20 protein-coding genes and 1 tRNA gene are annotated in these 25,885 nt (G+C 44.4%); 20 read left to right on the forward strand and 1 reads right to left on the reverse strand.

Annotated elements, in window-relative coordinates; translation table 11 throughout:
- Nucleotide 1 precedes the first annotated feature (1 nt).
- From K5Q22_RS00085 to K5Q22_RS00110, 6 genes are all read left to right on the forward strand, one after another.
- Nucleotides 2–337, forward strand: a complete 336-nt coding sequence (locus K5Q22_RS00085; RefSeq protein WP_167786620.1) for a hypothetical protein — start codon at nucleotides 2–4, stop codon at nucleotides 335–337.
- A complete protein-coding gene (gene rsmA, locus K5Q22_RS00090; protein ID WP_172053677.1) occupies nucleotides 334–1,206 on the forward strand; it encodes a 16S rRNA (adenine(1518)-N(6)/adenine(1519)-N(6))-dimethyltransferase RsmA in 873 nt (290 codons plus the stop codon). Before K5Q22_RS00085 ends, rsmA begins: the two co-directional genes overlap by 4 nt.
- Nucleotides 1,207–1,413: 207 nt before the next feature.
- Complete coding sequence (locus tag K5Q22_RS00095; protein WP_205013454.1) at nucleotides 1,414–3,144, forward strand: hypothetical protein; 1,731 nt, start codon at nucleotides 1,414–1,416, stop codon at nucleotides 3,142–3,144.
- Nucleotides 3,145–3,156: 12 nt separating this feature from the next.
- The gene (locus K5Q22_RS00100; RefSeq protein ID WP_205013453.1) at nucleotides 3,157–5,601 is read left to right on the forward strand and encodes an LTA synthase family protein; all 2,445 of its coding nucleotides are present in this window, start codon (nucleotides 3,157–3,159) and stop codon (nucleotides 5,599–5,601) included.
- Between the two features lie 142 nt (nucleotides 5,602–5,743).
- The gene (locus tag K5Q22_RS00105) at nucleotides 5,744–7,321 is read left to right on the forward strand and encodes an ABC transporter ATP-binding protein (RefSeq protein WP_205013452.1); all 1,578 of its coding nucleotides are present in this window, start codon (nucleotides 5,744–5,746) and stop codon (nucleotides 7,319–7,321) included.
- Between the two features lie 33 nt (nucleotides 7,322–7,354).
- Nucleotides 7,355–8,947 carry an ABC transporter ATP-binding protein gene (locus tag K5Q22_RS00110; protein WP_205013451.1) on the forward strand — a complete coding sequence of 531 codons (1,593 nt, stop codon included), beginning with the start codon at nucleotides 7,355–7,357 and terminating at the stop codon, nucleotides 8,945–8,947.
- Between the two features lie 50 nt (nucleotides 8,948–8,997).
- Here the strand turns inward: K5Q22_RS00110 and K5Q22_RS00115 are convergent.
- A tRNA-Leu gene (locus tag K5Q22_RS00115) sits at nucleotides 8,998–9,079 on the reverse strand.
- Nucleotides 9,080–9,203: 124 nt separating this feature from the next.
- On the opposite strand from K5Q22_RS00115, the gene rsgA reads away from it, so the two are divergent.
- The 14 genes from rsgA (at nucleotide 9,204) to K5Q22_RS00185 (ending at nucleotide 25,880) form a co-directional block, all read left to right on the forward strand.
- The gene (rsgA, locus tag K5Q22_RS00120; RefSeq protein WP_205013450.1) at nucleotides 9,204–10,079 is read left to right on the forward strand and encodes a ribosome small subunit-dependent GTPase A; all 876 of its coding nucleotides are present in this window, start codon (nucleotides 9,204–9,206) and stop codon (nucleotides 10,077–10,079) included.
- Nucleotides 10,080–10,093: 14 nt separating this feature from the next.
- Complete coding sequence (gene rpe, locus K5Q22_RS00125; protein ID WP_024407309.1) at nucleotides 10,094–10,753, forward strand: ribulose-phosphate 3-epimerase; 660 nt, start codon at nucleotides 10,094–10,096, stop codon at nucleotides 10,751–10,753.
- Entirely contained in the window at nucleotides 10,746–11,378 is a 633-nt protein-coding gene (locus tag K5Q22_RS00130) for a thiamine diphosphokinase (RefSeq protein WP_205013449.1), read from the forward strand. The genes rpe and K5Q22_RS00130 overlap by 8 nt, the downstream gene beginning before the upstream one ends.
- Nucleotides 11,379–12,617 carry a DNA recombination protein RmuC gene (locus K5Q22_RS00135; RefSeq protein ID WP_205013448.1) on the forward strand — a complete coding sequence of 413 codons (1,239 nt, stop codon included), beginning with the start codon at nucleotides 11,379–11,381 and terminating at the stop codon, nucleotides 12,615–12,617.
- Entirely contained in the window at nucleotides 12,607–13,548 is a 942-nt protein-coding gene (locus K5Q22_RS00140) for a 3'-5' exoribonuclease YhaM family protein (RefSeq protein WP_171997160.1), read from the forward strand. The genes K5Q22_RS00135 and K5Q22_RS00140 overlap by 11 nt, the downstream gene beginning before the upstream one ends.
- Entirely contained in the window at nucleotides 13,548–14,414 is an 867-nt protein-coding gene (locus K5Q22_RS00145) for an aminoglycoside phosphotransferase family protein (protein ID WP_205013447.1), read from the forward strand. Before K5Q22_RS00140 ends, K5Q22_RS00145 begins: the two co-directional genes overlap by 1 nt.
- A gap of 101 nt (nucleotides 14,415–14,515) precedes the next feature.
- Entirely contained in the window at nucleotides 14,516–15,328 is an 813-nt protein-coding gene (gene purR, locus K5Q22_RS00150; RefSeq protein WP_002938438.1) for a pur operon repressor, read from the forward strand.
- A 281-nt stretch (nucleotides 15,329–15,609) separates the two neighbouring features.
- Nucleotides 15,610–15,900, forward strand: coding sequence for a WXG100 family type VII secretion target (locus K5Q22_RS00155; RefSeq protein ID WP_013730614.1), 291 nt, complete (start codon nucleotides 15,610–15,612; stop codon nucleotides 15,898–15,900).
- Nucleotides 15,901–15,973: 73 nt separating this feature from the next.
- On the forward strand, nucleotides 15,974–19,123 hold the full coding sequence (gene esaA / locus K5Q22_RS00160) for a type VII secretion protein EsaA (RefSeq protein WP_205013446.1): 3,150 nt from the start codon (nucleotides 15,974–15,976) through the stop codon (nucleotides 19,121–19,123).
- Nucleotides 19,124–19,588 (forward strand): type VII secretion protein EssA, encoded by a 465-nt coding sequence (essA, locus tag K5Q22_RS00165; protein ID WP_013730613.1) that lies wholly within the window; start codon nucleotides 19,124–19,126, stop codon nucleotides 19,586–19,588.
- Between the two features lie 29 nt (nucleotides 19,589–19,617).
- Nucleotides 19,618–19,857, forward strand: a complete 240-nt coding sequence (locus tag K5Q22_RS00170; RefSeq protein WP_024413501.1) for an EsaB/YukD family protein — start codon at nucleotides 19,618–19,620, stop codon at nucleotides 19,855–19,857.
- A gap of 1 nt (nucleotide 19,858) precedes the next feature.
- Nucleotides 19,859–21,121, forward strand: coding sequence for a type VII secretion protein EssB (gene essB, locus K5Q22_RS00175; RefSeq protein WP_105134283.1), 1,263 nt, complete (start codon nucleotides 19,859–19,861; stop codon nucleotides 21,119–21,121).
- 3 nt (nucleotides 21,122–21,124) lie between these two features.
- Nucleotides 21,125–25,552 (forward strand): type VII secretion protein EssC, encoded by a 4,428-nt coding sequence (essC, locus tag K5Q22_RS00180; RefSeq protein ID WP_205013445.1) that lies wholly within the window; start codon nucleotides 21,125–21,127, stop codon nucleotides 25,550–25,552.
- A 1-nt stretch (nucleotide 25,553) separates the two neighbouring features.
- On the forward strand, nucleotides 25,554–25,880 hold the full coding sequence (locus K5Q22_RS00185) for a TIGR04197 family type VII secretion effector (protein WP_029170918.1): 327 nt from the start codon (nucleotides 25,554–25,556) through the stop codon (nucleotides 25,878–25,880).
- The last annotated feature ends 5 nt before the right edge of the window (nucleotides 25,881–25,885 follow it).

The raw sequence follows: 25,885 nt of genomic DNA on the forward strand, positions 1-25,885 counted from the left end.
AATGAAAATACAAGTAGATAGGACTTCCGTCTCTATGGGTGACGATGTTTTGCCACATTCTGGCGAAATTGACATCCCTAGTGACATTACTGTAACTGGTTTAATCAAATTTTTAGAAGCTAAGACCTATTTACCGAGTATCAGAGGAAATAATGTTGTCTGGCAAATTCTAAATAATGGTAGCGAAGTAGCTGCTTACTTTACAAAAAATCACCTGATTACAAATGCTAACCTTTCTTTGAAAAGTATGATTGACAAATCCGGCAATAATTTTTTATTTTTTAAATACTATACAAGTCCAGAGAGTTATCGGGCAAGAAAAGAGAAAAACACATGAGAATCGCAGACAAAAACGTTACTCGTGCCGTCCTTGAACGCCACGGGTTTACCTTTAAGAAATCTTTCGGTCAGAACTTTTTGACCGATACCAATATTTTACAGAAGATTGTGGACACGGCAGAGATTGACCGAAATGTCAATGTCATCGAGATTGGTCCTGGAATTGGGGCCTTGACCGAGTTTTTGGCGGAAAATGCTGCTGAGGTCATGGCTTTTGAGATTGACGACCGCCTGATTCCGATTTTGGCGGACACCTTGGGTCGCTTTGATAATGTGACCGTGGTCAACCAAGACATCCTGAAGACCGACCTGCAGACCCAGATTCAGAATTTCAAGAATCCTGACCTGCCCATCAAGGTCGTGGCCAACCTGCCCTACTACATCACAACTCCTATCCTCATGCACCTGATTGAGAGTAAGATTCCCTTCAGCGAGTTCGTGGTCATGATGCAGCGGGAGGTGGCCGACCGCATTTCTGCCGAGCCCAACACCAAAGCTTACGGTAGCCTGTCCATTGCGGTCCAGTACTACATGACTGCCAAGGTAGCCTTCATCGTGCCTCGGACCGTCTTTGTGCCTGCACCAAACGTGGACTCCGCCATTCTCAAAATGGTCCGCCGCGAGCAACCTCTGGTGAGCGTCAAGGATGAAGATTTCTTCTTCCGGGTGTCCAAGGCCAGCTTTGTGCACCGCCGCAAGACCTTGTGGAACAACCTGACCAACCATTTCGGCAAGTCCGAAGAAGTCAAGGACAAGCTGACGCAGGCACTTGGCATGGCAGAGCTGGAAGCCAGTGTCCGTGGAGAAGCACTTTCCATGGCTGACTTCGCACGTTTGTCTGACAGCCTTCAGGAAGTTGGCTTATAAAAAAATATTTGATTGTGGAGAAATCTGCAATCAATATTTAGTTTATTTAGAATTATAGTAGTTTTCTACTTGCCTTGTTCGTTGACAGTGGGGAGAAAGCTTGCTATACTGAAATGTAACTAACTTTTGAAAAATATTGTCTGCAAATTGGCAGAATATTTACAAAAACAAGAGAGGGTTTCCCTCTTTTTTTATGAAGGTATCCTTATGTTTAAAAACATGTTAAAAAAGCATCCCCATCTAGTTGCCATTGGCCTATTTGTGGGCTTTTCTTTATTATTATTGGTTCCTCACTTGCTGACCAAGGGCATGGTGACAGGTGCGGACTTGATTTTCCACTACAATCGTTTCTATGATGCGGCTATGCAGATGAAGGAGGGGAATTTCTCCTATATTATCAGTTTGTATGGCTATCAGCAGTCAGGACGGATTGTCAATGCTCTCTATGGGCCTTATTTTGCCTATCTACAAGGAGCTCTAGTTCTTTTAAGTGGGACCTGGTTCCGCTATCAGATTTTATCCAACCTTCTTTTGGGAACTCTGAGTGCAACCTCCCTCTATTTCCTCATGCGTGAGGTCAAGGTCAAATATGCTCATTCTATCCTCTTGGCCCTCTTCTTTGTAACGACCTACTCCATCCAGTATTGGTGGGCAACTCAAGGATTTACCAGCTGGGGAGTGGCCCTCTTTCCACTTTGTTTGATTCCTGCGGTTCGTTTCCTACAGACTAAAAAAGTACCGATATTCCTCATGGCAGGAGCGGTAGGGCTCATGTTGCAGGTTCATATGCTATCAACCTTGTTCTTGGTCATTGCCTATGGTGTTCTCTTCCTGATTGGTTGGTGGAAATCAGACCAAAAAATGAAGATTATTGGACAAGTAGCCCTTTCGGTGTGCATTTTCTTGCTTCTGACCATCAATATTTGGTTGCCGCTTGTTTATATCAATGCGACCAACACCTTGGTGCCACCATTTGTTAACAAGAAATTTGTCCTCAATACCGTAACTTGGCTCAAAACAGCCTTTCTATACTATCCATATCCCTTGCCAATTTTCTTTGGAATCTATCTCTATTTTTTGGTGAAAAATTGGAAGAAACAATCGCTGGTTCTGGGTGGTCTTGCTCTGACCTACGCAGTGTTTTTGATCTTATCAACCAACCTCTTCCCTTGGCAGTTGTTTGCAGGGAAAGGAATCACACTTGTCGAATTGATTCAATTTCCTTTCCGCTTTTTCCTCTACGCCAATGCTCTTTTATTGGCAGTCGTAGGAGTCCAGGTGTCTGGCTTGTCCGACAAACTGCAGAAAATCTTTTCAGGTGTGGCCCTTGCCTCCTTACTTATTTCGGTTGGTTTCCTCTGGAATCAGAGTTTTAAGGAAATCAATGGGCATTACTACAGCGATACCTTCCTGCAAAAACGCATTCATACGACTCTGTACGGTACAACGGAAGAGTTACGAGCTTCTTTCCATTCTAAAGACTTGGGCGAATTTATCCACATTGCTCAGAAATCAACGCCAGACTATGTACCAGACTTGTCAGATAGAACGGAACATATGACCAATGAAGAGTCGGACAATACCTATTTTACCTATCGTGACCAAGTGATTTTACCAAATCAAGACTTTACCAAAGCAGTTGATGGTGATCAGCTAGTGGTAACTTGGACGGCGTCAGAAGCAGAAGAAACAGCTGTGCCAATCATTGTCTACCAAGATAGTCAGCTGGTTTTGAATGACCAGGTCTTGGATAGGGAAGAAATGGGGCTTTCCGCTATTGGTGTACCAAGGGTTACCAGCCAGAAAGGGCAGAATACCCTTGTCCTATCCTACAAGCAACAGTGGTGGTTAATGCCAGTTATCTTTATCAGTTTGACTGGATGGCTACTCTGGTTGATTTACTATATCTTTGCCTATCGAAAATCAAATCTTTCCTAAGAGAGAAATGTTATGAAACAAATCAATCCCAAGGCAAGCAAGCAATTTATTCTGGTTATGATTATGACCGTTTTGCTGGCGATGGGGCGGGCCCTTTTGTTAAGCGGTGTATCTTTTCCGCTCTGGTTTATTCCTCTGCCCCTGCTTGCCTATTCTATTTTTACCTTTTATGTATTGGCCTTGCTTGATAAATATGAGAAGTTTGTAAAGACCAAAACCTTTGCCAAGTATGTCGGCTATTTTCTAGGTTTTCTATATCTTGTCAACCTGGTCTATCGGCTCAATGCCAAGAAGTATCAACCCTGGAATATTTTCCGTAATAATCTCTTTCAGTTTGAACTGCTTTTGATGTTGCTTCTGCCTATCTTGTTGGCATTTTTATGGCGGAAGAATAGTCGCATTCGAGATAAATTAAGCAAGTGGTCGGCCAGTCATCTGGTGCCAGATGGCTATTTGCTCTTGACCAGCTTACTTTCTCTCAGTCCACTAGCTATATCTTATTGGAAAGATAGCCATTATGAGAGTTTGGTTGAGAAAGGTTCTTACATAGAGTTTTTCAGCCAGACACCCTTGTTTGCACCTATTCATTTTATAGGGACCTACATTTTTCTTCGCTATCTTCATAAGGCATTTGTAGAGTTTAAGGCCAATCGAACCAATGTTCACAGCATGCTCTTTATCAGTTTGGCACTGGCTACGCTATCGCATATTGGTTATCAGGCTTCTATGGCTGGGGGAACGGGTTCTTATTTCACACGCCACCTCTTTCCAGGTGCGATTGTCTTCCAAATTGCCTGCCTCTTTTTCCTCAATGTCATCATTAGCCTAGTTATCAACCGTCAAATCTTATCTGTTGCCGTGATTGCTAGTCTAAACGTCATTTTGATTACGGCTAATTTCCTCAAATTCCGCTACCGTTCGGAGCCAATGACGCCCAATGACTTCAAATGGATTGGTAATATGGGGATGATTCTCAGCTTCATCAGTCTACGTGTTGTCTTGGTATCGCTCGTCTTTATAGTCCTCCTTGTGTTTATCTACCGACGTATTCACAAAAAGTACTTCCAAGGAAGGATCGTCGCTTCTATCTGGAAACGATTGGCAGGAATTTCAGTCATCGTATCCCTAATTTTGGGAATGGGCTGGGCAATTCGCAATGAAAAAGACCACAAGATTGTTGGTTGGATTCCTATTCTTTCTCAGGTTAATAACTGGCGTAACGTGGACTGGAAGGGATATGCTTTTGTAGCTCGTTATCGCACTCTTTCATTCCTCTGGTTGCAGCAACTCAGCAAGACCAGTATGGAAATGCCTGAGAATTACTCTGAGAAGACCATGAAGGCTATTGTGAAGAAGTACACCGCCTTGGCTGAGGAAATCAATGCAGAACGGACAGGTCAATTGACTGACCAGACGGTAATCTACATTCTTAGTGAGAGTTTGGCTGACCCGCATCGGATTCCAGGCGTGACCCTTAGTCAAAATGTCCTTCCAAATATTGAGTACATCATGAGCCAGACTACCAGTGGCTTGATGAAGAGTGACCACTATGGTGGTGGTACGGCTAATATCGAGTTTCAGGTCTACAGTGGTCTGCCCTTCTACAATTACAGCTCATCCATTTCTTCAGTCTATCTAGATGTGGCGCCAAATATGAAGAAGTTACCAAGTATCAGTGACCTCTATCCGGCAGATAATCGTATCGCTATCCATCCTTACTACGATACCAGTTACAACCGAAATTCTATCTATAAGCAGTTGGGGATTGAGCAATTTTACACTCTCAATAGTGCCAAGTATCCTCTTACTGTGACGGCTGAGGATTATCAGGGGAATTTTGTCAGTGACAAGAAGACCTATGACTTGATTTTGGAGCAGGTACGTTCAGGAACAAATACATTTGTCTCTGCTATTACCATGCAGAACCATGTTCAGTGGAATTCTCTAGAGCCTGCAGGTATAACAGCTTCGGGTGAGGGCTTCACGGCTGAGGAAAATGAAAACTTGACCAGCTATGTTCGCCTCCTATCCTTTACGGATCAGGCAACAAGGGATTTTCTAGACCAGCTTAAGACCTTGGATAAGAAAGTGACAGTTGTTTTTTACGGGGACCACCTACCAGGTTTGTATCCAGAGTCTGCTTTCGTGACGGACCCAAGCGCGCAGTACAAGACAGATTATTTCGTGTGGAGTAATTTTGAAACAGAAGACTACCATTATGATTTGGTCAATTCTAGCGACATGAATGCTCTTATGCTGGAGACGACCAATAACAAGGTCAGTCCTTACTATGCCCTCCTGACAGAAGTGCTTCATAAGGACCGAGTAGGACAGGCTGAGCGGGATGCGAAAGTTGCAGAAGAACTCAAACTGGTCCAATATGACCTATCCACAGGAAAAGGCTACCTTTTGAAATACAAAGACTTTTTCAATGTGGCGACTGAAACGACAGAATAAAAATAGACCAAGTCAGATAGCTGGCTTGGTTTCTTCTTTATGTGAAAAAGGACACAAACATGGCGAGTTGTGGTATAATAACTTTGTTTAATACAGATTTTTTATTGTTTTACTTAAAAATCTATTCAACGGTGGAGGGGAAATGAAAAAGAGGAATTTTTGGCTAACCTTATCTTGTATTTTTGCAGTAGCCCTGCTCAATGTTGGCTTTCTGTACCAATATCGTTATATTATTGATGCTATTGCGGCTGGAGATAGACAAGCCTTTGTGTCTTGTTTTGTGCTGATGGGGCTAACTGTCCTTGTCATGCTGGTCTTTGAATACATTCGTCAGATTGCCAATGTCAGCTATCTCAATCAAGTAGGTTTCCAATTGCAGGCGACCTTTATTGGGAAAATTTTTGATTTACCTTTTAGGCAGTTTGTTGAGCAGGGGGCGGGGGCCTATATTTCCCAGCTCAATAATGATTTGGGGACGGTGAAAGAAGACTATTACGACGCTTTCTTTACGATTTTTCAAGGTGCTTGTACCTTTGGCATTGCCAGTTTGGCCCTTCTTAGCTTGGATGGTCTGACCGCTATTTTCTTGATTCTGATTTCATTCTTGCCAGTTGTGATTCCCTATTTGTTTAAAAAGCGGAGAAGGCTCAATCAGGAGGCGATTTCGGACAGTCAGCAGGTCTATAATACAAGGGTTTCAGATGTCTTTCTAGGTTATTTGCAAGTGAAAAATAGCCGCCAAAGACAGCAGGTTTTAGATGGGCTGAACGATCGCTATCAAGCAGTCAATGACAAGGTCAATCAGGCCAATCGAACGACAGTAACCATGCGGCTCTTAGTCGGTTTCGTCTTTTATCTGACCACTCTTTCGATTATCTTTATCGGTGGTTTTCAGGTCTTCTCTGGCGCCTTGACCATCGGTGGCTTGACAGCTATTCTGACTATTTCAGAGCAGTTGGTGGATCCCATTAATAGCATTGCGGCAGCCTTTTTGGACAGGCATGCCGTTAAGGAATTGAAGCAAGAGTTTGAGCTATCTACTTTGGGGCAAGAAACGAAGGGGCAGGAACTAGCTTCAGCTTTCCAGAGCATGCAACTGGTCAAGGCTAGTTATGCCATCGGTGAGAAGCAGGTCTTTGAAGACCTGACCGTAGCGTTTGAACGTGGCAAGAAGTATTTAATTCTTGGGGAAAGTGGTTCTGGCAAATCTTCCTTGGCTCTTATTTTGACCAAGAATAGCCAACTGCAAGCAGGGGATATTTACTTTGATAAAACCTCTCTTTCAGACTTGTCCTACCAAGCCATTCAAGATAAGATTGCCTATCTGCCACAAGAGGGAGCCCTTTTCCATGATACTGTACTTTACAACTTGACCATGGGACGGGATGTTTCAGAAGATAGGCTGATGTTCCTCATTAAGACCATGAATCTTGACAGTCGTTTTCCAAGTTATGCTTCTTTGAGCGAGGAAATCAGTGACGATAGTGGACTGTCTGGCGGACAAAAGCAACGCCTGCTCTTGATTCGTGCCTTGCTACAAGATAAGGACGTCTTGTTGCTGGATGAAAGTCTATCTGCCTTGGATCAGGAAACCTATACAGTAATTGAAACCTACCTTACCTCACTAGCTGATAAGACGCTCATCCATATTTCCCACCGTGTGTCCGATGAGGTTCTTAGCCGTTATGATGGGGTGGTACGGATTGGGGAGAGCAATTAATTTTTGTCAGATTGTTCCTATCTAGGAGGAGTTATGAAAAAAATCATCTATCAATTGAGGTTTGTTATTGCCATTCAGTTGGTTTTCCATATCTTATATAGTTTGACCAATGTCGTTTTGCCGGAGTTAAATAAGTATCTTTTTGACCATATTTTTCAGATGGGCTGGACAGGACTTGTCTGGCTCTTGTTGGCCTACGCTTTGACCATCATTGCCAATTCAGTTTTTCAGTACATTTCCCAGGTTTATGAGTGGAAGGTGTCTCAGGGTTTCTATGTCACGGCTAAAAAAGGCCTGGCAAACAGCTTGTTATCACAGCCTTTATCCAAATTTTCGGAGAAGAATGTCTCTGCCTATCTGTCCATTTTTGACAACGATTTGGAAACCATTGAGGAGAGTTATCTGAGTCCTCTCATGGACATTATCCGCTCTAGTTTGAGCATGCTTATCTATGCAGTTTCCCTCTTTCTCTTTGTTCATCCGCTGGTTGCGGTTGGGATTATTCTATCGTCTGCCTTGGCGGTCTTCATTCCCAAGTGGATTTCTGGCCCCCTTTCTCAGCGGCAGCGGGCATTTTTACAGAGTTTGGAAAGTTATTTTCAGGTGGTAACTGACCTCTTTTCTGCTAAGAACCGTGTTAATAGTGAAACCTTCGGCTCCATCAGCCGTGTCCACCATCAGTCAGTAGAAGAAAGTGAGCAGGCCCGTTTTCGCTTTGGGCAATTCAAGACCCTGGCTAATGTCGTCAATGGATTTTCCATGTTTTTGGTGCAATTAACAGCTTTTGGCTTGGTCGGCTACCTCTTGCTACAAAAAGAGCTGACCATCGGTGCTGCCATTGCGACTTTTAGCTATGTTGAAAATTTCATCTATCCCATGAAATACATTCTCTTGGATGTCAATTATATCCATTCAACCAAGGAAACGGTTGCCAACCTAGAAGACTATCTTGTTGGTCAGGTCTTGTCTGAGCAAGTGCCAAGCTATCCCAATGTGACAGCCTTAGAAGTCAGGGATGTGTCTTATCATGTGGGAGAATTAGCAGTCACCGATTTTTCCTATCGGTTTGACAAGGGGAAAAAGTATGCCATCATTGGTCCGTCAGCCAGCGGGAAATCCACTTTTCTACGAGTGTTGGCAGGAGAACTAGCTCTGGACAAGGGAAGTATTTCCTATCTGGAACATGATGTTTCACATGAAATGGAAGCAGCTACCGCCTTCTATCTCAGCCAATTTGAGCATCTTTACCATACCGATTTTGAAAGCAATGTGTCTGTTTTTGGAACCTATGAGAAGGGAAGAGATGTCATGCTTGGCTTGTTGAAGAGCTTGCCAGAGAGTTTGCAGGACACCTTGCGTACAACAACAGACCCCAGTCTCTTGAGTGGTGGCGAAAAAAATATCCTGTGTCTGCTCCGTGCCCTGATGAGTGGTAAGGATCTCTTGCTCTTGGATGAACCGACCGCCCATTTAGATCCTGCCCTGACCAAGCAGGTTTTGACCAAGCTCTTGCAGCTGGAGGACAAACTTATCATTACTATCTTGCACCAATCAGACCCCGCCATCCTAGACATGTTTGACCACGTTTTGGAAATGCGTGATGGGAAATTGAGCGAGAAAATATAAAAATGACCCCAAGCCAATAATTCTGACTTGGGGTGTTCCTTTATAAATAATGCGGAGGAAGGGATTTGAACCCTCACACCCGATGGGCACATGCGCCTGAAGCATGCGTGTCTGCCGTTCCACCACCTCCGCTTGCTTTTTATTATACTATTTTTACATTGAAATGACTAGAGTAAAGTGTAAAATCGAAACCGCTTGCGGTTTTTTTGTAGGAAATTTGGTATAATAGGAACAAGTACAAACAAAGGAGTCTTCATTGCAAGGAAGAATTATCAAGGCCTTGGCTGGTTTTTACTATGTCGAGGCGGATGGACAGATTTATCAAACCAGAGCCAGAGGAAATTTTCGTAAGAAAGGCCAAACGCCCTATGTGGGTGATTTTGTGGACTTTTCTGCTGAGGAAAACTCAGAAGGCTATATTTTAAAGATTCATGAGCGGAAAAATAGTTTGGTTCGACCTCCTATCGTCAATATCGATCAGGCGGTGGTTATCATGTCGGCTAAGGAACCTGATTTTAATGCCAATCTACTAGACCGTTTCCTAGTGCTTTTGGAACAGAAGGACATGGATCCCATTATCTATATCTCTAAGATGGACTTGGTAGAAGATCGGACGGAAATTGATGTCTTCAAGGCTATCTATGAGAAAATTGGCTATCCGTTTGTCTATAGTTTGGAGGAATTGACGCCATTATTGCAGGATAAGGTGACGGTCTTTATGGGGCAGACAGGGGTTGGAAAATCAACCCTACTCAACCGCATTGCACCAGAATTAGCCTTAGAAACAGGGGCTATTTCAGATAGTCTGGGACGTGGTCGCCATACCACTCGTGCGGTCAGCTTCTACAATGTCTTCGGTGGGAAAATTGCGGATACGCCAGGTTTTTCATCCCTAGACTATGAAGTCAAGGAGGCTGAGGCTCTGACAGATTGTTTCCCAGAGATTGCGGAAAGCAGCCAGGACTGCAAATTTAGGACCTGTACCCACACCCATGAGCCGGATTGTGCGGTCAAGGAAGCTGTTGCCAGCTCTGCCATTTCCCAAAGTCGCTTTGACAATTATCTCCAATTCCTCAGCGAAATCCAAAATCAGCGTGAAACCTATACCAAGGTAAGTAAGAAATTCAAATAGAAAGTTGGTTCTGTATGTCACATTATAAGATTGCACCGTCTATTTTGGCGGCAGATTATGCAAATTTTGAAAAAGAGCTCAAGCGTCTAGAAAAGACAGGTGTGGAGTATGTGCACATTGATGTCATGGACGGTCATTTTGTGCCAAATATCAGCTTTGGGGCGGATGTGGTTGCGGCTATGCGTCCTCATAGCAAGCTGGTTTTTGATTGCCATCTCATGGTGTCCAATCCTGAAAATCATATTGAGACCTTTGCACGTGCGGGTGCAGATATTTTAACCATTCATGCAGAAGCAACGGTTCACCTGCATGGGACCTTGCAGAAAATCCGTGCCGCTGGTATGAAGGTGGGTGTAGTCATCAATCCAGGTACACCCCTTGTGACCATTGAGCCTGTGCTTAACTTGGTGGACCAGGTGCTTCTCATGACGGTCAACCCAGGTTTTGGTGGACAAGCCTACATTCCAGAAGTGGCTGAGAAGATTGAGGCCTTGGTCAAACTCCGTGAAGCCAAGGGCTTGAACTTTGACATCGAGGTGGACGGCGGGATTGACGACAAGACCATTCATTCAGCCAAAAATGCGGGTGCCAATGTCTTTGTGGCTGGTTCCTATCTCTTCAAAGGAGACTTGGATGCCAACGTTGCCAAATTGAGAGCTGCCCTCCATGATTAAGATTGCTGTCATTGCAGGCGGTTCCTTTGACTGCCTTCCCGAGCCTGCCGACCTCTATGTGGGGGTAGATGCAGGCTCTCTTCGTCTTCTGGACCATTCCCTGCCTCTTGACTGGGCTATCGGTGATTTTGACTCGGTGACTTCTGAGGAGTTGAGGCGGATAAAGGATCAAGCAGAGCGTTTTTTGCAAGCTCCTGCTGAAAAAGATGATACAGATTTGGAGCTGGCTTTAAAGGAAATCTTCAAGGCCTATCCGCAGGCCCAGGTTCGCATATACGGAGCCTTGGGTGGCCGCATGGATCACATGATGACCAATCTCTTTCTGGCTGTAGAGCCTGACTTGGCAACCTATATGGAGCAGATTGAGCTGGTGGACAGTCAGAACATCATTCGTTTTCGGCCAGCAGGAAGCCATAGGCTTTCGCCGATAGACGACATGAAGTACATCTCCTTTATGCCGTCGGACCAGAGTCGCCTGACCATTCGTCATGCCAAGTACCCGCTGGATGCCAGCAATTATTTTTTCAAAAAATGCTATTCCTCTAACGAATTTATAGATAGAGACATAGACATTCAACTGGATAAGGGCTACGTGGTCCTTATCTACAGTAAGGACAAGGATTAGATGGATATTGTATTACTTATTTTGCTGATACTGGTCTTGCTTGCCTTGGTTTTTCTTTATGGAAAATGGCAGAGCTTGGCCCTGCATTTGCAAGATCAGGCAGAAGACACAGCAGACAACTTGTCTGATCAGCTCAGCTATCAACTAGAAAATGCAACCCTCAAACAGCAGCAAGCCATTCATCAGGAAGTGGAAAGACTCCGCACGGAGCTTTACCAACAGCTAACCGACATCCGTCAAGAGCTGAATAAGAGCCACTTGGAAACGCGAGATGCCACCGACCGCCGTTTGCAGGCCATTCAGGAATCCAATGAAAAACGCCTGGAAGAGATGCGGCAGACAGTTGAGGAAAAGCTGGAGAAAACCCTGCAAACACGCCTACAAGCCTCTTTTGAAACGGTGTCCAAGCAATTGGAATCGGTCAATCGTGGTCTGGGAGAAATGCAGACGGTGGCACGTGATGTGGGTAGTCTTAACAAGGTGCTGTCTGGGACCAAAACCCGTGGCATCATGGGTGAATTGCAGCTGGGACAGATTATCGAGGATATTTTGACACCTAGCCAATATGAGCGAGAGTTTGCCACGGTTTCAGGATCTAGTGAGCGCGTGGAGTATGCGGTCAAGCTACCAGGACGGACGGAAGGCGACTATATCTACTTGCCAATCGATTCTAAGTTTCCGCTGGCGGATTACTACCGCTTGGAGGATGCTTACGAAAGTGGGGACAAGGACCAGATTGACCTCCATCGGAAAAATCTCTTGGCGGCTATCAAGCGTTTTGCCAAGGATATTCAGAGCAAGTACCTCAATCCGCCTGAAACTACCAACTTTGGTGTGCTCTTTCTGCCAACCGAAGGGCTGTATTCAGAAGTGGTCCGCAATCCCATTTTCTTTGATGACCTACGCCGTCAGGAAAATATCGTGGTAGCAGGACCGACCACTCTTTCTGCCCTGCTCAATTCTCTCTCCGTTGGCTTTAAAACCCTCAATATTCAACGGTCGGCCGATGATATTTCCAAGGTCTTGGGCAATGTCAAGCTGGAATTTGGCAAGTTTTCTGACCTCTTGGTCAAAGCCCAAAAGCAACTCAATCAGGCCAGCAGCAATATTGACAAACTCCTAACCACTCGCACCAACGCTATCGAGCGTAGTCTTCGTACCATTGACCTGTACGAAGATGACCAAACCAAGGGACTGCTTGGCTTGTCCCCATTAGATGAGGAAGATAATGAAAATTAACCAAATGAAAAAAGATGAATTCTTCGAAGGATTCTATCTCATCAAGACCGCAGAAGTCCGTCAAACACGGGCTGGCAAGGACTACCTAGCTCTGACCTTCCAGGATGATACTGGTGAGATTGAAGGCAAGGTCTGGGACGCCCAACCAGGGAAAATCAAGGATTTTACTGCTGGAACTGTAGTTCATATGCAGGGTCGCCGTGAAGTTTACAATAATACACCCCAAGTCAATCAATTGGTTCTCCGTTTGCCAAAAGCTGGCGAACCAAACAACCCTGCGGATTTCAAGGAAAAGCCACCTGTGGATGTCAAGGATACCAAGGACTATTTGAGCCAGATGATTTTCCGCATCGAAAATGCCACATGGCAGCGGATTGTCCGTGCTCTTTACAGCAAGTACGACAAGGAATTTTATTCCTATCCAGCGGCCAAGACCAATCACCATGCCTTCTATTCAGGTTTGTCCTTCCATACAGCGACCATGGTCCGCTTGGCAGATAAAATTGGTGATATTTATCCTCAGCTCAACAAGAGCCTGCTCTTTGCAGGAATCATGCTGCATGACCTAGCCAAGGTGATTGAACTGACAGGCCCTGATAACACAGGCTACACTGTCCGTGGCAATTTGATTGGACACATTTCCCTAATTGATGAAGAGATTACCAAGGTTTTGGTGGAATTGGGCATTGATGATAGTCTGGAAGAAGTGACTGTTCTGCGCCACGTTATCCTCAGCCACCACGGCCTCTTGGAATATGGTAGCCCTGTCCGTCCGCAGATTATGGAGGCGGAAATCCTCCACATGATTGACAACATTGATGCGGAAATGATGATGATGCTATCGGCCTTGGACAAGGTCGGCCCAGGTGAGATGACCAACCGCATCTTTGCCATGGATAACCGAGCCTTTTATAAGCCCAATATCGACTGATGGCAGTTAGGATAGTGTCTCGACAGCCCCTCACCAAAGGCTGGTCCACGGACCAAAAGTACAAGGTCCAGCTAGAAGATGGTCGCTTTGGTCTGTTGAGAATAGCAGAGCGACCAGCCTATGAGGCTAAGCGATTAGAGTTTCAGTTAGTTGAAAAACTGTTTGATCAAGGTTTGCCTGTGGCGGAGCCACTAAGTTTTTGGGCGGATGACTTGTCAGTCTACACCCTCTATGAATGGGTGGAAGGTCAGGACATGAATGAAGTGGCTTCCGATCTGTCTGATTCTGTCTTGTATGATTTGGGCTGTCAGGCTGGACAGTTTTTGCGAACCTTGCATGCCCTACCGATTGACCAAAGTCAACGGGACTGGAACAGTTTTTATCAGGCTAAGATTGACAGTAAAATCAAGGCCTACCAAGCAACTAGTCATTCCTATCCAAATGGTCAAGCTATGATAGACTTTGTCCAGGCCAATCGTCACTTGCTTGAAGGGAGACAGATTGCCTACCATCATGGAGATTTTCATACAGGGAATTTTCTACTGGGAAGAGATGGAAAACTAAAAATCTTAGACTTTGATCGCTACGATATAGGAGATCCCTGGGAAGAATTCAACCGTTTGATTTTCACGGCAGATTTGTCTCCAGCCTTTGCGCGTGGTCAGGTAGATGCCTATTTTGACGGTGCTATTCCAGAGGAATTTTGGAGACTTTTAGCTCTATACTTAACAGTAAACAGTTTAGGCGCTCTTTCTTGGGCAGAACATCAAGATTCCGAACAAATTTCATTGATGAAGTTGCAAGCGCAGAAGATTTCTGAATGGTATGAATATTTTAATCATCATCTTCCAAAGTGGTATATGTAAGCGATAAACAAAATACGAAAAAGACGGACTTTTTAATCAAAAAAGTTCGCTTTTTGTAGTTTATTGTGATATAATAGAAAAAAGTGAAAGAGGATGATTTTATGAAATTAAGAAGAAGTGAGCGTATGGTTGTCATTTCCAATTACCTCATCAACCACCCTTATGAATTAACTAGTTTGAATACCTTTGCGGAAAAGTATGAATCTGCCAAGTCATCTATCTCAGAGGATATTGCCATCATTAAAAAGGCTTTTGAGGAAAGCTCTATCGGGCATATTGAAACCATTACTGGTGCCAGTGGAGGAGTTGTTTTTACTCCATCAATCTCTAAGGCAGAGTCCGTCGAAATTGCACAGGCCCTTCGTGATCAGATGGCTGAAAGTAATCGTATCTTGCCAGGCGGTTATATCTATTCATCTGACTTGCTGTCTACACCGCATATTTTGAAAAATGTCGGTCGTATCATTGCAGATGCTTTCAAAGATGAAAAGATTGATGCAGTCATGACAGTTGCGACTAAGGGTGTCCCTTTGGCCAATGCTGTTGCCAATGTCCTTAATGTACCGTTTGTTATTGTGCGTCGTGATTTGAAAATCACAGAAGGTTCAACCGTTTCTGTCAACTATGTGTCAGGATCTAGTGACCGTATCGAAAAGATGTTCCTGTCTAAGCGTAGTTTGAAGGCAGGAAGCCGTGTCTTGATCGTCGATGACTTCTTGAAAAATGGTGGCACCATCAATGGTATGATTAGCCTCTTGTCTGAGTTTGACTCAACCTTGGTAGGCGTGGCTGTCTTTGCAGAAAACCAAAAAGGGGACCGTAGCGTAGCTAACTACAAATCTTTGCTCGCTGTGACCGACATCAATGTCAAGGAAAACCGAGTTGATGTAGAGTTGGGAAATATTTTTGAATAACATTTACCAACCTGCGCTCAAAGAGAGCTAAACTAGTCTCTCTTTTGATTATTCGTGCATAAAAAAAGCTGAATTTTCAGCTCAGATTGGAGGAAGGTCCGTTTCGGACATCTTCCTTCAATCTTTTTTGTTCTGCAGTCAAAATAGTATAAAATTTTTACAATTATGCTTTGACCTGGCTAAATAATTATTTTTCTACAAATAAAGTTGCATATATGGTTGTATTATTTACTTTTTTATTATATAATGGACTAGTAATTATAAGACAAAAGGAGAACGATATGTCACGTATTAAATTAACCCCAGATGAGCTCCGTACTTCTGCGATTCGCTATACAGAAGGTTCAGATAACATTGATGCTATTTTATCATCTTTGTCAAATGAGCAATCTGTTATTCGTGAAAACTGGGAAGGTACAGCTTTTGACAGTTTTGATGCTCAATTTGAAGCGCTTAAGCCAAAAATTGTTGAATTTTCTGAGTTGCTTCGAGATATCAATGCCCAATTGAATAAAGTTGCTGACATTATCGAGCAAACAGATGCAGACATTGCAGCGCAAATCAATGGCTAAGGGTTGACGAAGTTCAAATGCTAGGAAGGCGCCAGCCTTCCTATTTTTTATCGAAATGAAGGAGATATGAAAAATGGATAAACAGCGCATTTTGAAGTATGGGAGAAATGCTTTGCTGGTCTTACTTTTGCTTCTATCTATCATTGGATTAAATATTGCCGTTCAGAACAACACGAGTATTTCCAAGAAAGAGCAAGAAGCAGGGCAACAAAATATTAAGCTGGATGTTGCCTTGGTCAATGAAGATAATACTGTAACCCTAAATGGTACGGAATATAATCTTGGTGCTAGTTATGCAAAAAATATCGAAAAAAATACTGCCCATAACTGGTCAACTGTCAGTCGTGGTACGGCTGACAAGGGGTTAAAAGAAGGGCTTTACCAATTGGTTGTGACCATCCCAAGCGATTTTTCAACAAAAATCTTGGATATCAACAATACCAATGTGGATAAAGCGACAATCACGTATAAGATTAATGCAAATGGTAATTTGCAGGTAGAGAATGAAGCTGTTAAGGTGGCAAAAGGAATTATTGCAGACCTACAGAGTCAGCTGATTGATATGTATATGGCTAGCATTCTCGGGAATCTTTATCAGGCACAACGAAATGTTCAGACCTTGTCAGATACAAAGGTGACCAATATTGCTGTTTTTAGGAACAATCTCTATCAAACAGCTGTTGATTTTAAGACACTTTTTCCGAATTTGACTTCGACGGCTGATTCAACATTGGCAGCTAATAATCTTTTGAAAGAAGCGCTTTCTGGCAATGTGACGGCATATGATAGCCTAAATACTGCTCAGACGGGACTAAAAGATAATTTAGCTACCTTGATTGAACAACGAAATCAGGGAAAACTATCACAGGAAGAATTTTCAGCTTCGCTTTTAGCAATGAATAGCTCTGTACTCAGTGCTGAAACGGATCAGTTGTTTGCAACGATTAAAACAACCCAAGAGGTGCTCTCGGGGCAGTTGGGGGCAGCAGCGATAGACGAGACGGGTGAAGCTAGTGGCTATGTTGGTTTGGTTGAAAAGTTGGATCAAGCCATTGCCGATTTACAGGTAGCAATTGAAGCTGAGAGTACGAAATTAGCAGAGCATGAGGCTGCGATTTCTGACTTTGCTGAAACACATTTAACCACTTACTATGGCGATAGTCTGGAAGCAATCCACATTGGAGCGGTTTTGGGTAAGAGTACAGAGTTGCCGATTTCTCTAGCATCCTATCAAACGAGCTTAGACCAGTTGATTTTGAATCAATTGGCAGGTTTACCAAGCTTGACTCCTGCAGATCTGACTGCTGATTTAAACAAATTGGATCCAAAGGCAGCGAGTCAGATTCAATTTGACGCAGCATTTGCGCAAGCGCATTTTGGTGAACACTTTGTAGCTTCTAATGATTTGAAAGAATTACAGGCTCTTGCTAAAGAGTTAGAACCGCATCTTCAAGCTGCTGCAGATTTTAAAATTCCTACTCCAACAACTCGTGCCACTCTTTCTTTAGAAATTCCTAGCGGGTTTGATTTGGTATCTTGGGAATTGAATGGCAATAGCTATACTAATCCTAGTGAAGTTGTTGCTTTGCAAAAGGATAATACAGTAACCGTCACTCTCCAATATGAAAAGAGTCAGACGACCACGGTTTCAACAACGGTAGTAACGGATTCAACCTCAACTTCGTCAACGACGGGTTCGAGCTCATCGGAAGAGAATACTGCATCGACTACGTCACCGTCCACTGGTACACCCGTCACGACAACTGAGATGGCGCAGGGGAGTGTCAAAGTAAGTGTTAATAATCTGGAAGTCACAACAGCAGGATTTGATTGGGAAAACTTCTTAAAAGAACAGGAAGCTTATCGTAAAGCAGAGGTTGCTTATGCTGCAAAAGTTAGTGAAATCATTTCCAAGTATAATCAAGCTAATCGTTTATTAGATCAATATTATCCTGTTAATACTGTAACTGGTGAACGTAGCAGTTTGACGGATAGTTTCTTCAACCAAGACGCGAAATCCCTGTTGACTTCTTTAGTCACGAGCTCCATTACAGCTAATTTACAATCCTATTCTGAAGCGCGTGCACAAGATCAAGCTTTGAAAGAAAGATTGGCTGAGTTAGAAGGACGCAAACAAGAATTAAAAGATCAACTCCAATATATCAGCACGACAAATAGTGATTTGGCTCAACAGATAGCGAATCAGCTGGCATTTTTGGAGGATGTTAAGGCACGAGCTCAGTCTATTGCAGATGGTCAAGAGCAACAAACTGCTCTTCAAGGAACGCATGATACAGAACTTGCGGCGCTCGCTACTGAATTGGATGCTTCTCTTTCTATCACAGGTGAGGTAAAATCCCTTTCAGAACAGAACGTTGAGGAGGCGACTAATGTCAATACTGTCTTCACTACATTTACTAATGATGTACAGGCTGCTCAAGAAAGCGGAGAGAATCTATCTTCTGAGGCAACTGCCCTGATGGAGAGGTTTGAATCAGAATTGGCTGAAAATGGCGACTTTGTAAAAACCTTCACTTCTGTCTTAAGCAATACCTATGACAATGGCGTGCCCAATGAAGTGATTTTGGATTTCTTGTCCGCACCATTGACAGAATCGTCTTCATCTGTAAAAGCAACAGTCAACACCTACAGACCTTTCACCTGGATTTTACTCTTGGAGATGGTGGCCTTGTTTGCAGCTTATGTTTTTGGTACTCATCGTGTGATTAAGGCTGTGAAAGATAAGTTTAAAGTGAGCCGTCTCGAGGATACAGATTTAGTAACGGTGACTGTGCTCAGCATTCTATCACTTCTGGTCGGTGGATTGATCGGGGTTGTATCAAGTCAACAGTTGCAGATTGATAGCGAGTTGATCCCGACTTGGGTGCTGATGATTACCTTGTTTAGCCTATTACTAGCACAAGGTCAGTATCTATTGATAAAAAATGCCAAAGGACTTGGCATGGGGATTAGCTTCTTCATGGTTATCAGCTTTATTTACCTATCCAATGCCATTGGTACAACTGCTAGTTTGACAGGCCTGCCTGCAACACTGAAAGCCATCAACCCTCTTTCTGTTTTAGAAAATAGTTTATCTGGTTACTTTGATGGCGAAGCTGCCAGTCTGACAGTGATTGCTACGGCGCTCGTATTGGGGCTTGGTTTTGCTGGCTTGAGTGCTTTTGTTGATGTGGAAAAATTCCTAAATAAAAAAGAGGATTAAATGAAAAAGATAGCACTTGTTCTTAGTTGCCTGGTTCTCTTTCTTCCGGTTGGGATAGAAGCGTCCGAACTTGGAGACAATAGTCTTCAAATTGATAGTTCACGCATTGAAGTAGAAAAAGAAAAGAAAATAGGTAGTCAGGATTTACTGGTCCAATCTTTGTTTTTGGCACCAGATCAAGCAGAATTGACTGCCAAAAAAGAAGCTGATCAAGTCTTATTAGAGCATCAGCTAAATAGCCTATTCCAAACTGGTGAGAAACCAAGCACGGATATTTTGCAAGTGGGGACCTTGTTTGATACTCGGACCCATAAGGTGATGACAACCAAGGTAGATAGTGGGACAGAGGGAGCTCCAGCAGGGCTTCTCTCTGGCCTGTTTTTTGCTTCTATTGTAGTTGGCATTCTATTGCTTGCAAGTTTAGCAACCTATTTGATGGGTAAGGATGAAGTAGGCCAGGAATAATCTTCTAGTGGTCTATTGGAGGAGATGAGATGGAGACGCATATCAATGTTACCTTACATGATGGAGGACGAATCAGGGACTTACGGATTCCGACTCACATTGAGGTTAGGAGATTAATCAAGGAGTTGGATAGCATCTTCGAAAAAGAGAATGCTAGAAAAAAATACCAACTCCATGTTGTTAATAAGGGGTTCGTTTTGGACGAAGGGAAAGTATTAGCCGATTATCCTGTGACAACGGGAGATATTGTAGAGGTTTTGGAGGTTTAGGGTGAAAGAAGAAACATTTGTCTTTGGTGGACAGGAATTTGTCTTTTTAAAGGGTGATAAAGAGTGGCACCTTGATGTAAAACGGTCTGATGTGGCAACGCAAGAGCTATCTGACCTGCTCTTGTTGGATCTGCACCACCCTCAATTTTTACAACAGGAAATGACGGTGGATGAAGATACTGTTCATTTCACCTATCATCTGGATGCATTTGGGCAAACCTTTGAGGACATGAAGGAGAAAGAGGTCTCTGAAAAACTACGACTTTCTCTCAATGTTTTAGAATTGAAGCAGGCTTTGAAATTGCCAATCACCTTTTTCGTGCATCCGTCATCTGTCTTTATTACTAAGGATGGTCGGGCCAAACTAGCCTATCGGGCTATCCCGGAGAAGATGGTGCCTCAGACCTTGGATGCTGCGGATTTGTTGAAGCAATTAAAATCTTATATCCTTGCCTTATTTACAGAGCATGATTTTATGGATCTTTACAATGGTGCGCTGGATGTGGTTCCTGTACCGGAGTTCTTAGATACCATTCGCAAGGCAGAGGATATGGATAGTTTGGAAGGACTTTTGCAGGGCTATTTTCAGGATAAGTTGGAGGAGGAGAAGGCGACTTTGACAAGGGTTTCTCGCTCTAAGCACCGTCTCTATCGCTATGCGACCATCTGGCTTTCTGCCCTGGCAGGATTATTGGTCTTGCCGCTGATTTATCTAGTTTTCATGCACAATCCTTTCAAGGAAAAAATGCTGGATGCGGATACGGCCTTCATCAAGGTGGACTATCCTGGGGTGATTAGTGAGTTGGAGCGGGTAGAGGTTTCTAATCTTCCCTACACTCAAAAATACACTCTTGCCTATGCCTACATCCAAGGGTTTGATTTGAGTAATGAACAACGTTCTGTTATCTTAAATAATGTAACGCTAAAATCAGATGAGCAATACTTGGACTACTGGATTGAAATTGGTCGTGGTAATAGTCAAGAAGCTTTGGATTTGGCCAAGCGTTTGGATGATTCGGATTTGATTTTGTATGCTCTTTACCAGCAAATGGAACAGGTTCGTGAAAATACGACTTTGTCGGGAGAAGAGCGGGAAACAACCTTGGATGAGTTGAAAGCGGAGTATCAAAAGTATTGGGATACCCGAACTACGATTTTGAATGAAGATGGGTCACAGGTGGAAACAGGTACAAGTTCGACGTCTAGTTCAACCTCTTCTACAGAGCCATCATCGACGAGTCCATCGAGCTCGAGTGGGGAGTAAGCTATGGCAGAGACAGTAGTTTTTTATAAAGATGGTTTTCGCTATGTGGCGGAAGTGTCTGTTGGGAAAAAGATTCTTTTTCAAGGCACAGAAAAGGCACAGGTTTTTGTCTCCTCACTGGATACTCCCTTGACGATTTGGTTAGATGAAGCACAAGTTTGCTATGACTATGATGGAGTGGAAGGAAAGCTTGTATCTGGTATGTCTTTGGCGGGGGGCGTGGTCTATCTTCTTCCGTCGGAGCAGGTGATCCTAGACCCTCTGGATAAGCAGGAATTAACGATTGGCCAGCATGCGGGCAATAGTTTTGTCCTTGCAGGGTCAAGTTGCCATGTCTTGCTCAAACGTAGTGACCAGTCATGGATGCTTTATCGTTTGGCGGGCTCCATCTATATCAATAACCTTTTGATGGAGAAGGGGGAAATGGAGCTGGCTCTTGGAGACGAGCTTGCTTTTGAGGATACTTTTTTCAAATTTTATGCAGATGAGGTCCTGGTTGCGGGTCCTGTAGAGGCTAGTGATGAGTTGGCTCGTAAGTCCGCATCGCGCTATGCTTTTTATGAGGATTATCCAGACTACCATCGTTCTCCACGGATTATCTATAGGAGTTCAGAAGACAGGGTGGCTATCAATGCGCCTTCGAATGCACCTTCAAAACCGTCTGACAGTTTGTTGAAATTAATCTTGCCTCCTCTTATGATGGTGGGGATTACATTGGTTATCATGATTTTCCAACCTCGTGGTCTCTACGTGCTTGCGACCATCGCCATGTCGATTGTGACGTTGGGGATGTCCATTGCTGGCTATATAAAGGGGAGAAAGGATTATCAGAAAGAGCTGAGAGACCGAGAGGGGCTCTATCATGACTATCTGGCTGATAAGGCCAAGGAGTTGGCTGGTCTGACCAAGTCGCAGAAAGATGGTCAGATCTACCATTATCCTGCTATTGAGACCTTGGTGGATCTGGCAGATAACTACCACCATCGGATCTATGAGAAGACGCCTCTTCATTTTGATTTCTTGTATTATCGCTTGGGTCTGGGTGAGGTTCCGGTGTCTTATGACCTGTCCTATGCTCAGACGGAACGGTCGGGCAAGCGGGATCCCTTGGAGTTGGAGGGTTTCCAACTCTATGAACAAAACAAGACCATTTCAGATATGCCCATTGTGGCCAATCTGTCCCATGGTCCTGTCGGCTATATTGGTCCGCGGGCCTTGGTGATTGAGCAGCTCCAACTCATGGTCAACCAAATAGCACTTTTCCATTCCTATCATGATGTGCAGTTTATTACCATTATGCCAGAGGAGGAGAAGGAGCAGTGGGATTGGATGCGGTTCTTGCCTCATGCGACCTTGCAGGACATGAATGTGCGTGGCTTCGTCTATAACCAGAGGACCCATGATCAGGTGCTCAACTCGCTCAATCAGATTTTGAAACTGCGCAGGGCTCAAAAGGAAGACAAGTCCAATCGGGAGTCGACCCTCTTCAGTCCTCACTATGTGGTCTTGGTGACGGATGAGAAGTTGATTTTGGACCATGTCATCATGGAGTTCTTCACAGAGGATCCGACGGAGCTGGGCTGTAGCCTGGTCTTTGTGCAGGATGTGCTGTCTTCTCTGTCTGAGAATATCAAGACCATCATTAACATCAAGGATCGAAACACTGGTCAGCTAGTCATGGAGGAAGGTCAGTTGCGTGAGATTGACTTTGCCTTGGACCACTTCCCAGTCGGCTATGATAAGGAGACCTTGGTGCGCCGCTTAGCTCCGCTAAACCACCTACAGAACCTCAAGTCTTCTATCCCTGAAACGGTGACCTTTATGGAGATGTACGGGGCTGAGACCTTTGAGGACTTGGGTGTTGTCAGTCGTTGGGAAAAGCATGCGCCTTATAAGAGTTTGGCGGTACCTCTGGGTCTGCGTGGCAAGGAGGATATTGTCTATCTGAACTTACATGAAAAAGCCCATGGTCCGCACGGTTTGGTGGCAGGTACCACGGGTTCTGGTAAGTCAGAGGTCATCCAGTCTTATATCTTAAGCCTTGCGGTTAATTTCCATCCGCATGATGTGGCCTTTCTCCTCATCGACTACAAGGGTGGGGGCATGGCCAACCTCTTCAAGGACCTGCCTCACTTACTTGGGACCATCACCAACTTGGATGGTGCCCAGTCTATGCGGGCCTTGGTGTCCATCAATGCGGAGCTGAAGCGCCGTCAACGTCTCTTTGCGACCCATGATGTCAACCATATCAATCAATACCAGAAGAAGTACAAGCTGGGTGAGGTGAGTGAGCCGATGCCTCATCTCTTCTTGATCTCCGATGAGTTTGCGGAGCTCAAGACCAACCAACCTGACTTTATGAAGGAGCTGGTCTCAACCGCTCGTATCGGTCGGAGTTTGGGTATTCACCTAATCCTTGCCACTCAGAAGCCATCTGGTGTGGTGGATGACCAGATCTGGTCCAACTCTCGCTTCAAGCTGGCGCTCAAGGTGGCAGATCGGAGTGACTCCATGGAGATGCTTAAGACGCCAGATGCGGCTGAGATTACCCAGGTGGGTCGTGGCTATCTGCAGGTCGGAAATAATGAAGTCTATGAACTCTTCCAGTCTGCCTGGTCTGGGGCTGAATACCAGCCAGATAAGGATGAGCAGGGGATTGAGGACCATACCATCTATGCCATCAATGACATCGGTCAATATGAGATTCTCAACCAAGACCTGTCAGGTCTGGATCAGGCTGAGTCCATCAAGGAGGTTCCGAGTGAGCTTCAAGCTATCGTAAGTAAGCTGAAAGCCTTGACAGAGCGCCTGTCCATCCAGGCCCTGCCGCAACCATGGTTGCCTCCGCTTTCTAAGGAAATCTTCCTGCAAGATCTACGACCACAAGGTTTCAAGGACTTGTGGGGACAGGCAAGTGGTCTGGTTGCACGCTTGGGGATGGTGGATATTCCAAGTCGCCAGAGCCAAGAAGTCTTGGAACATGACTTTGAAAAGGATGGACACATCGCCCTCTTCTCTAGTCCAGGTATGGGGAAATCGACCTTTGTTCAAACCCTAGTGATGGACTTGGCACGCCAACTGACACCTGAGGAGCTACACTTCTATCTCTTGGACTTCGGTACCAACGGACTCTTGCCGTTGAGAGATCTGCCTCATACTGCGGATCTATTGATGGCGGAGGATACAGAGAAGTTGACCAAATTCATGCGTCGGATTAAGGATGAGTTGGCTAAGCGCAAGGCGGCATTTAGTCGCTATGCCGTCCCAAATCTCACCCTCTATCGACAGGCGAGTGGAGACGAGCTTCCTGTTATCTTCTTGGTTTTGGATAATTTTGATGGTTTGAAAGAGGCAAGCCTTGGAGCTGAAATGGAGACTCTCTTACAAACTCTGGCACGTGAAGGAGCCAGCCTCGGAATCTACCTGGTCCTCACAGCTGGTCGCAGTGGGGCTCTTCGCCCAGCTTTACAAGCCAGTCTGAAAACACGTTTGGCATTGAAATTGACGGATGACGTCGAATCTCGTACCATTGTCGGTCGTCACCAACATGTGATGGAAGAGGTTCCTGGTCGAGGCTTGGTTCATTTGGATGAGGTTGAGGTCTTCCAAGTAGCCCTTCCAGCCTATGCCAAGGACTCCTTTGGTCTGGTGCAGGCTGTACAGGATGAGGCAAAAACCATGGCTGCTTCTTGGACTGGTGCACTACCAGAAGGCATACCAGTCATGCCTGAGAGCCTGAGTTTTGAAGAGTTTGCAGGTCTAGCAAGCGTGCAAGAAGCTGTCGCAGGTGGTGAGCTACCAATCGGACTAGACTTTGAGAATGTGGAAAGTGTTGGTTTGAAGCTTGACCGCTTTAAGCATTTTGTTTACCTGTCAGATAGAGAAGAGCAGGTGCAAGCAATTGGCGAGCATTTACTGAAGACCATGCAAGAGTTGACATCTTACCAAGTTATGTTAATCGACACAGCAGGAACGTTTGCTCATCATCAAGGGAACTGTAAAACCTATCTCTCAGGTCAGTCCCTGATTTCAGATATGGCTGAGCAACTTCTGTATGAACTGGAACGGAGACAAGCAGAAGGCTTTACTGAACATTTCTTTGTGGTGATTTCTAACTATGAGAGCTTCCTATCTATGACGGGTGCTAGTCAAGACAAGATGGCTTTACTTTTATCTCAAGGTCCACAGGTTGGCTTACACTTAGTTGTTGGTGGCTTGTATAACTTTATCGGAGTTAAGACGGATGCGGCTGTTAAAGTCTTGCGTGAGCAAGCTCAACAATTCCTATTTGGAATGAAATTAAATGACCAAAGCATTGTGGATAAGGTCTACAATAGCAAGGAGTCACACCCTGCTATGGATGAAGTCTATCTCCACAATCGCAGTCAATATGACTTGATAAAAATAAGCCAATGGAAGGGAGAAGGATGATATGATAGAGAATAATAGCTACACAGCTCAATCGTGTGCAACGAGTATTAGTCAGGCCGCAACACGATTAGCGGGTCATGGGCTGAGCGAAAAGGATTATGGTAGTGAATACTTAGGCAAGGATTCTGCCTCCAGTGCTATTGATCAAGAAAACAATGATACAGACCAGCTGGCAAGCCAGCTAATGCAGTTTGTACGCTTAATCCAACAAACGGATCAGGAATTCCAGGCGGTAGATGCTCGATTGAGTAGTCAAATTATGGAGCAAATCGAAGTCCTAGCCCCATCATATAGTGCCGATTTCACCCCTCGAGCAGGTTTGTTTTAAGGAGT

This window comes from Streptococcus sp. 2018162 (genome assembly GCF_019754175.1).
GTDB classification, from domain to species: Bacteria; Bacillota; Bacilli; order Lactobacillales; family Streptococcaceae; genus Streptococcus; species Streptococcus hashimotonensis.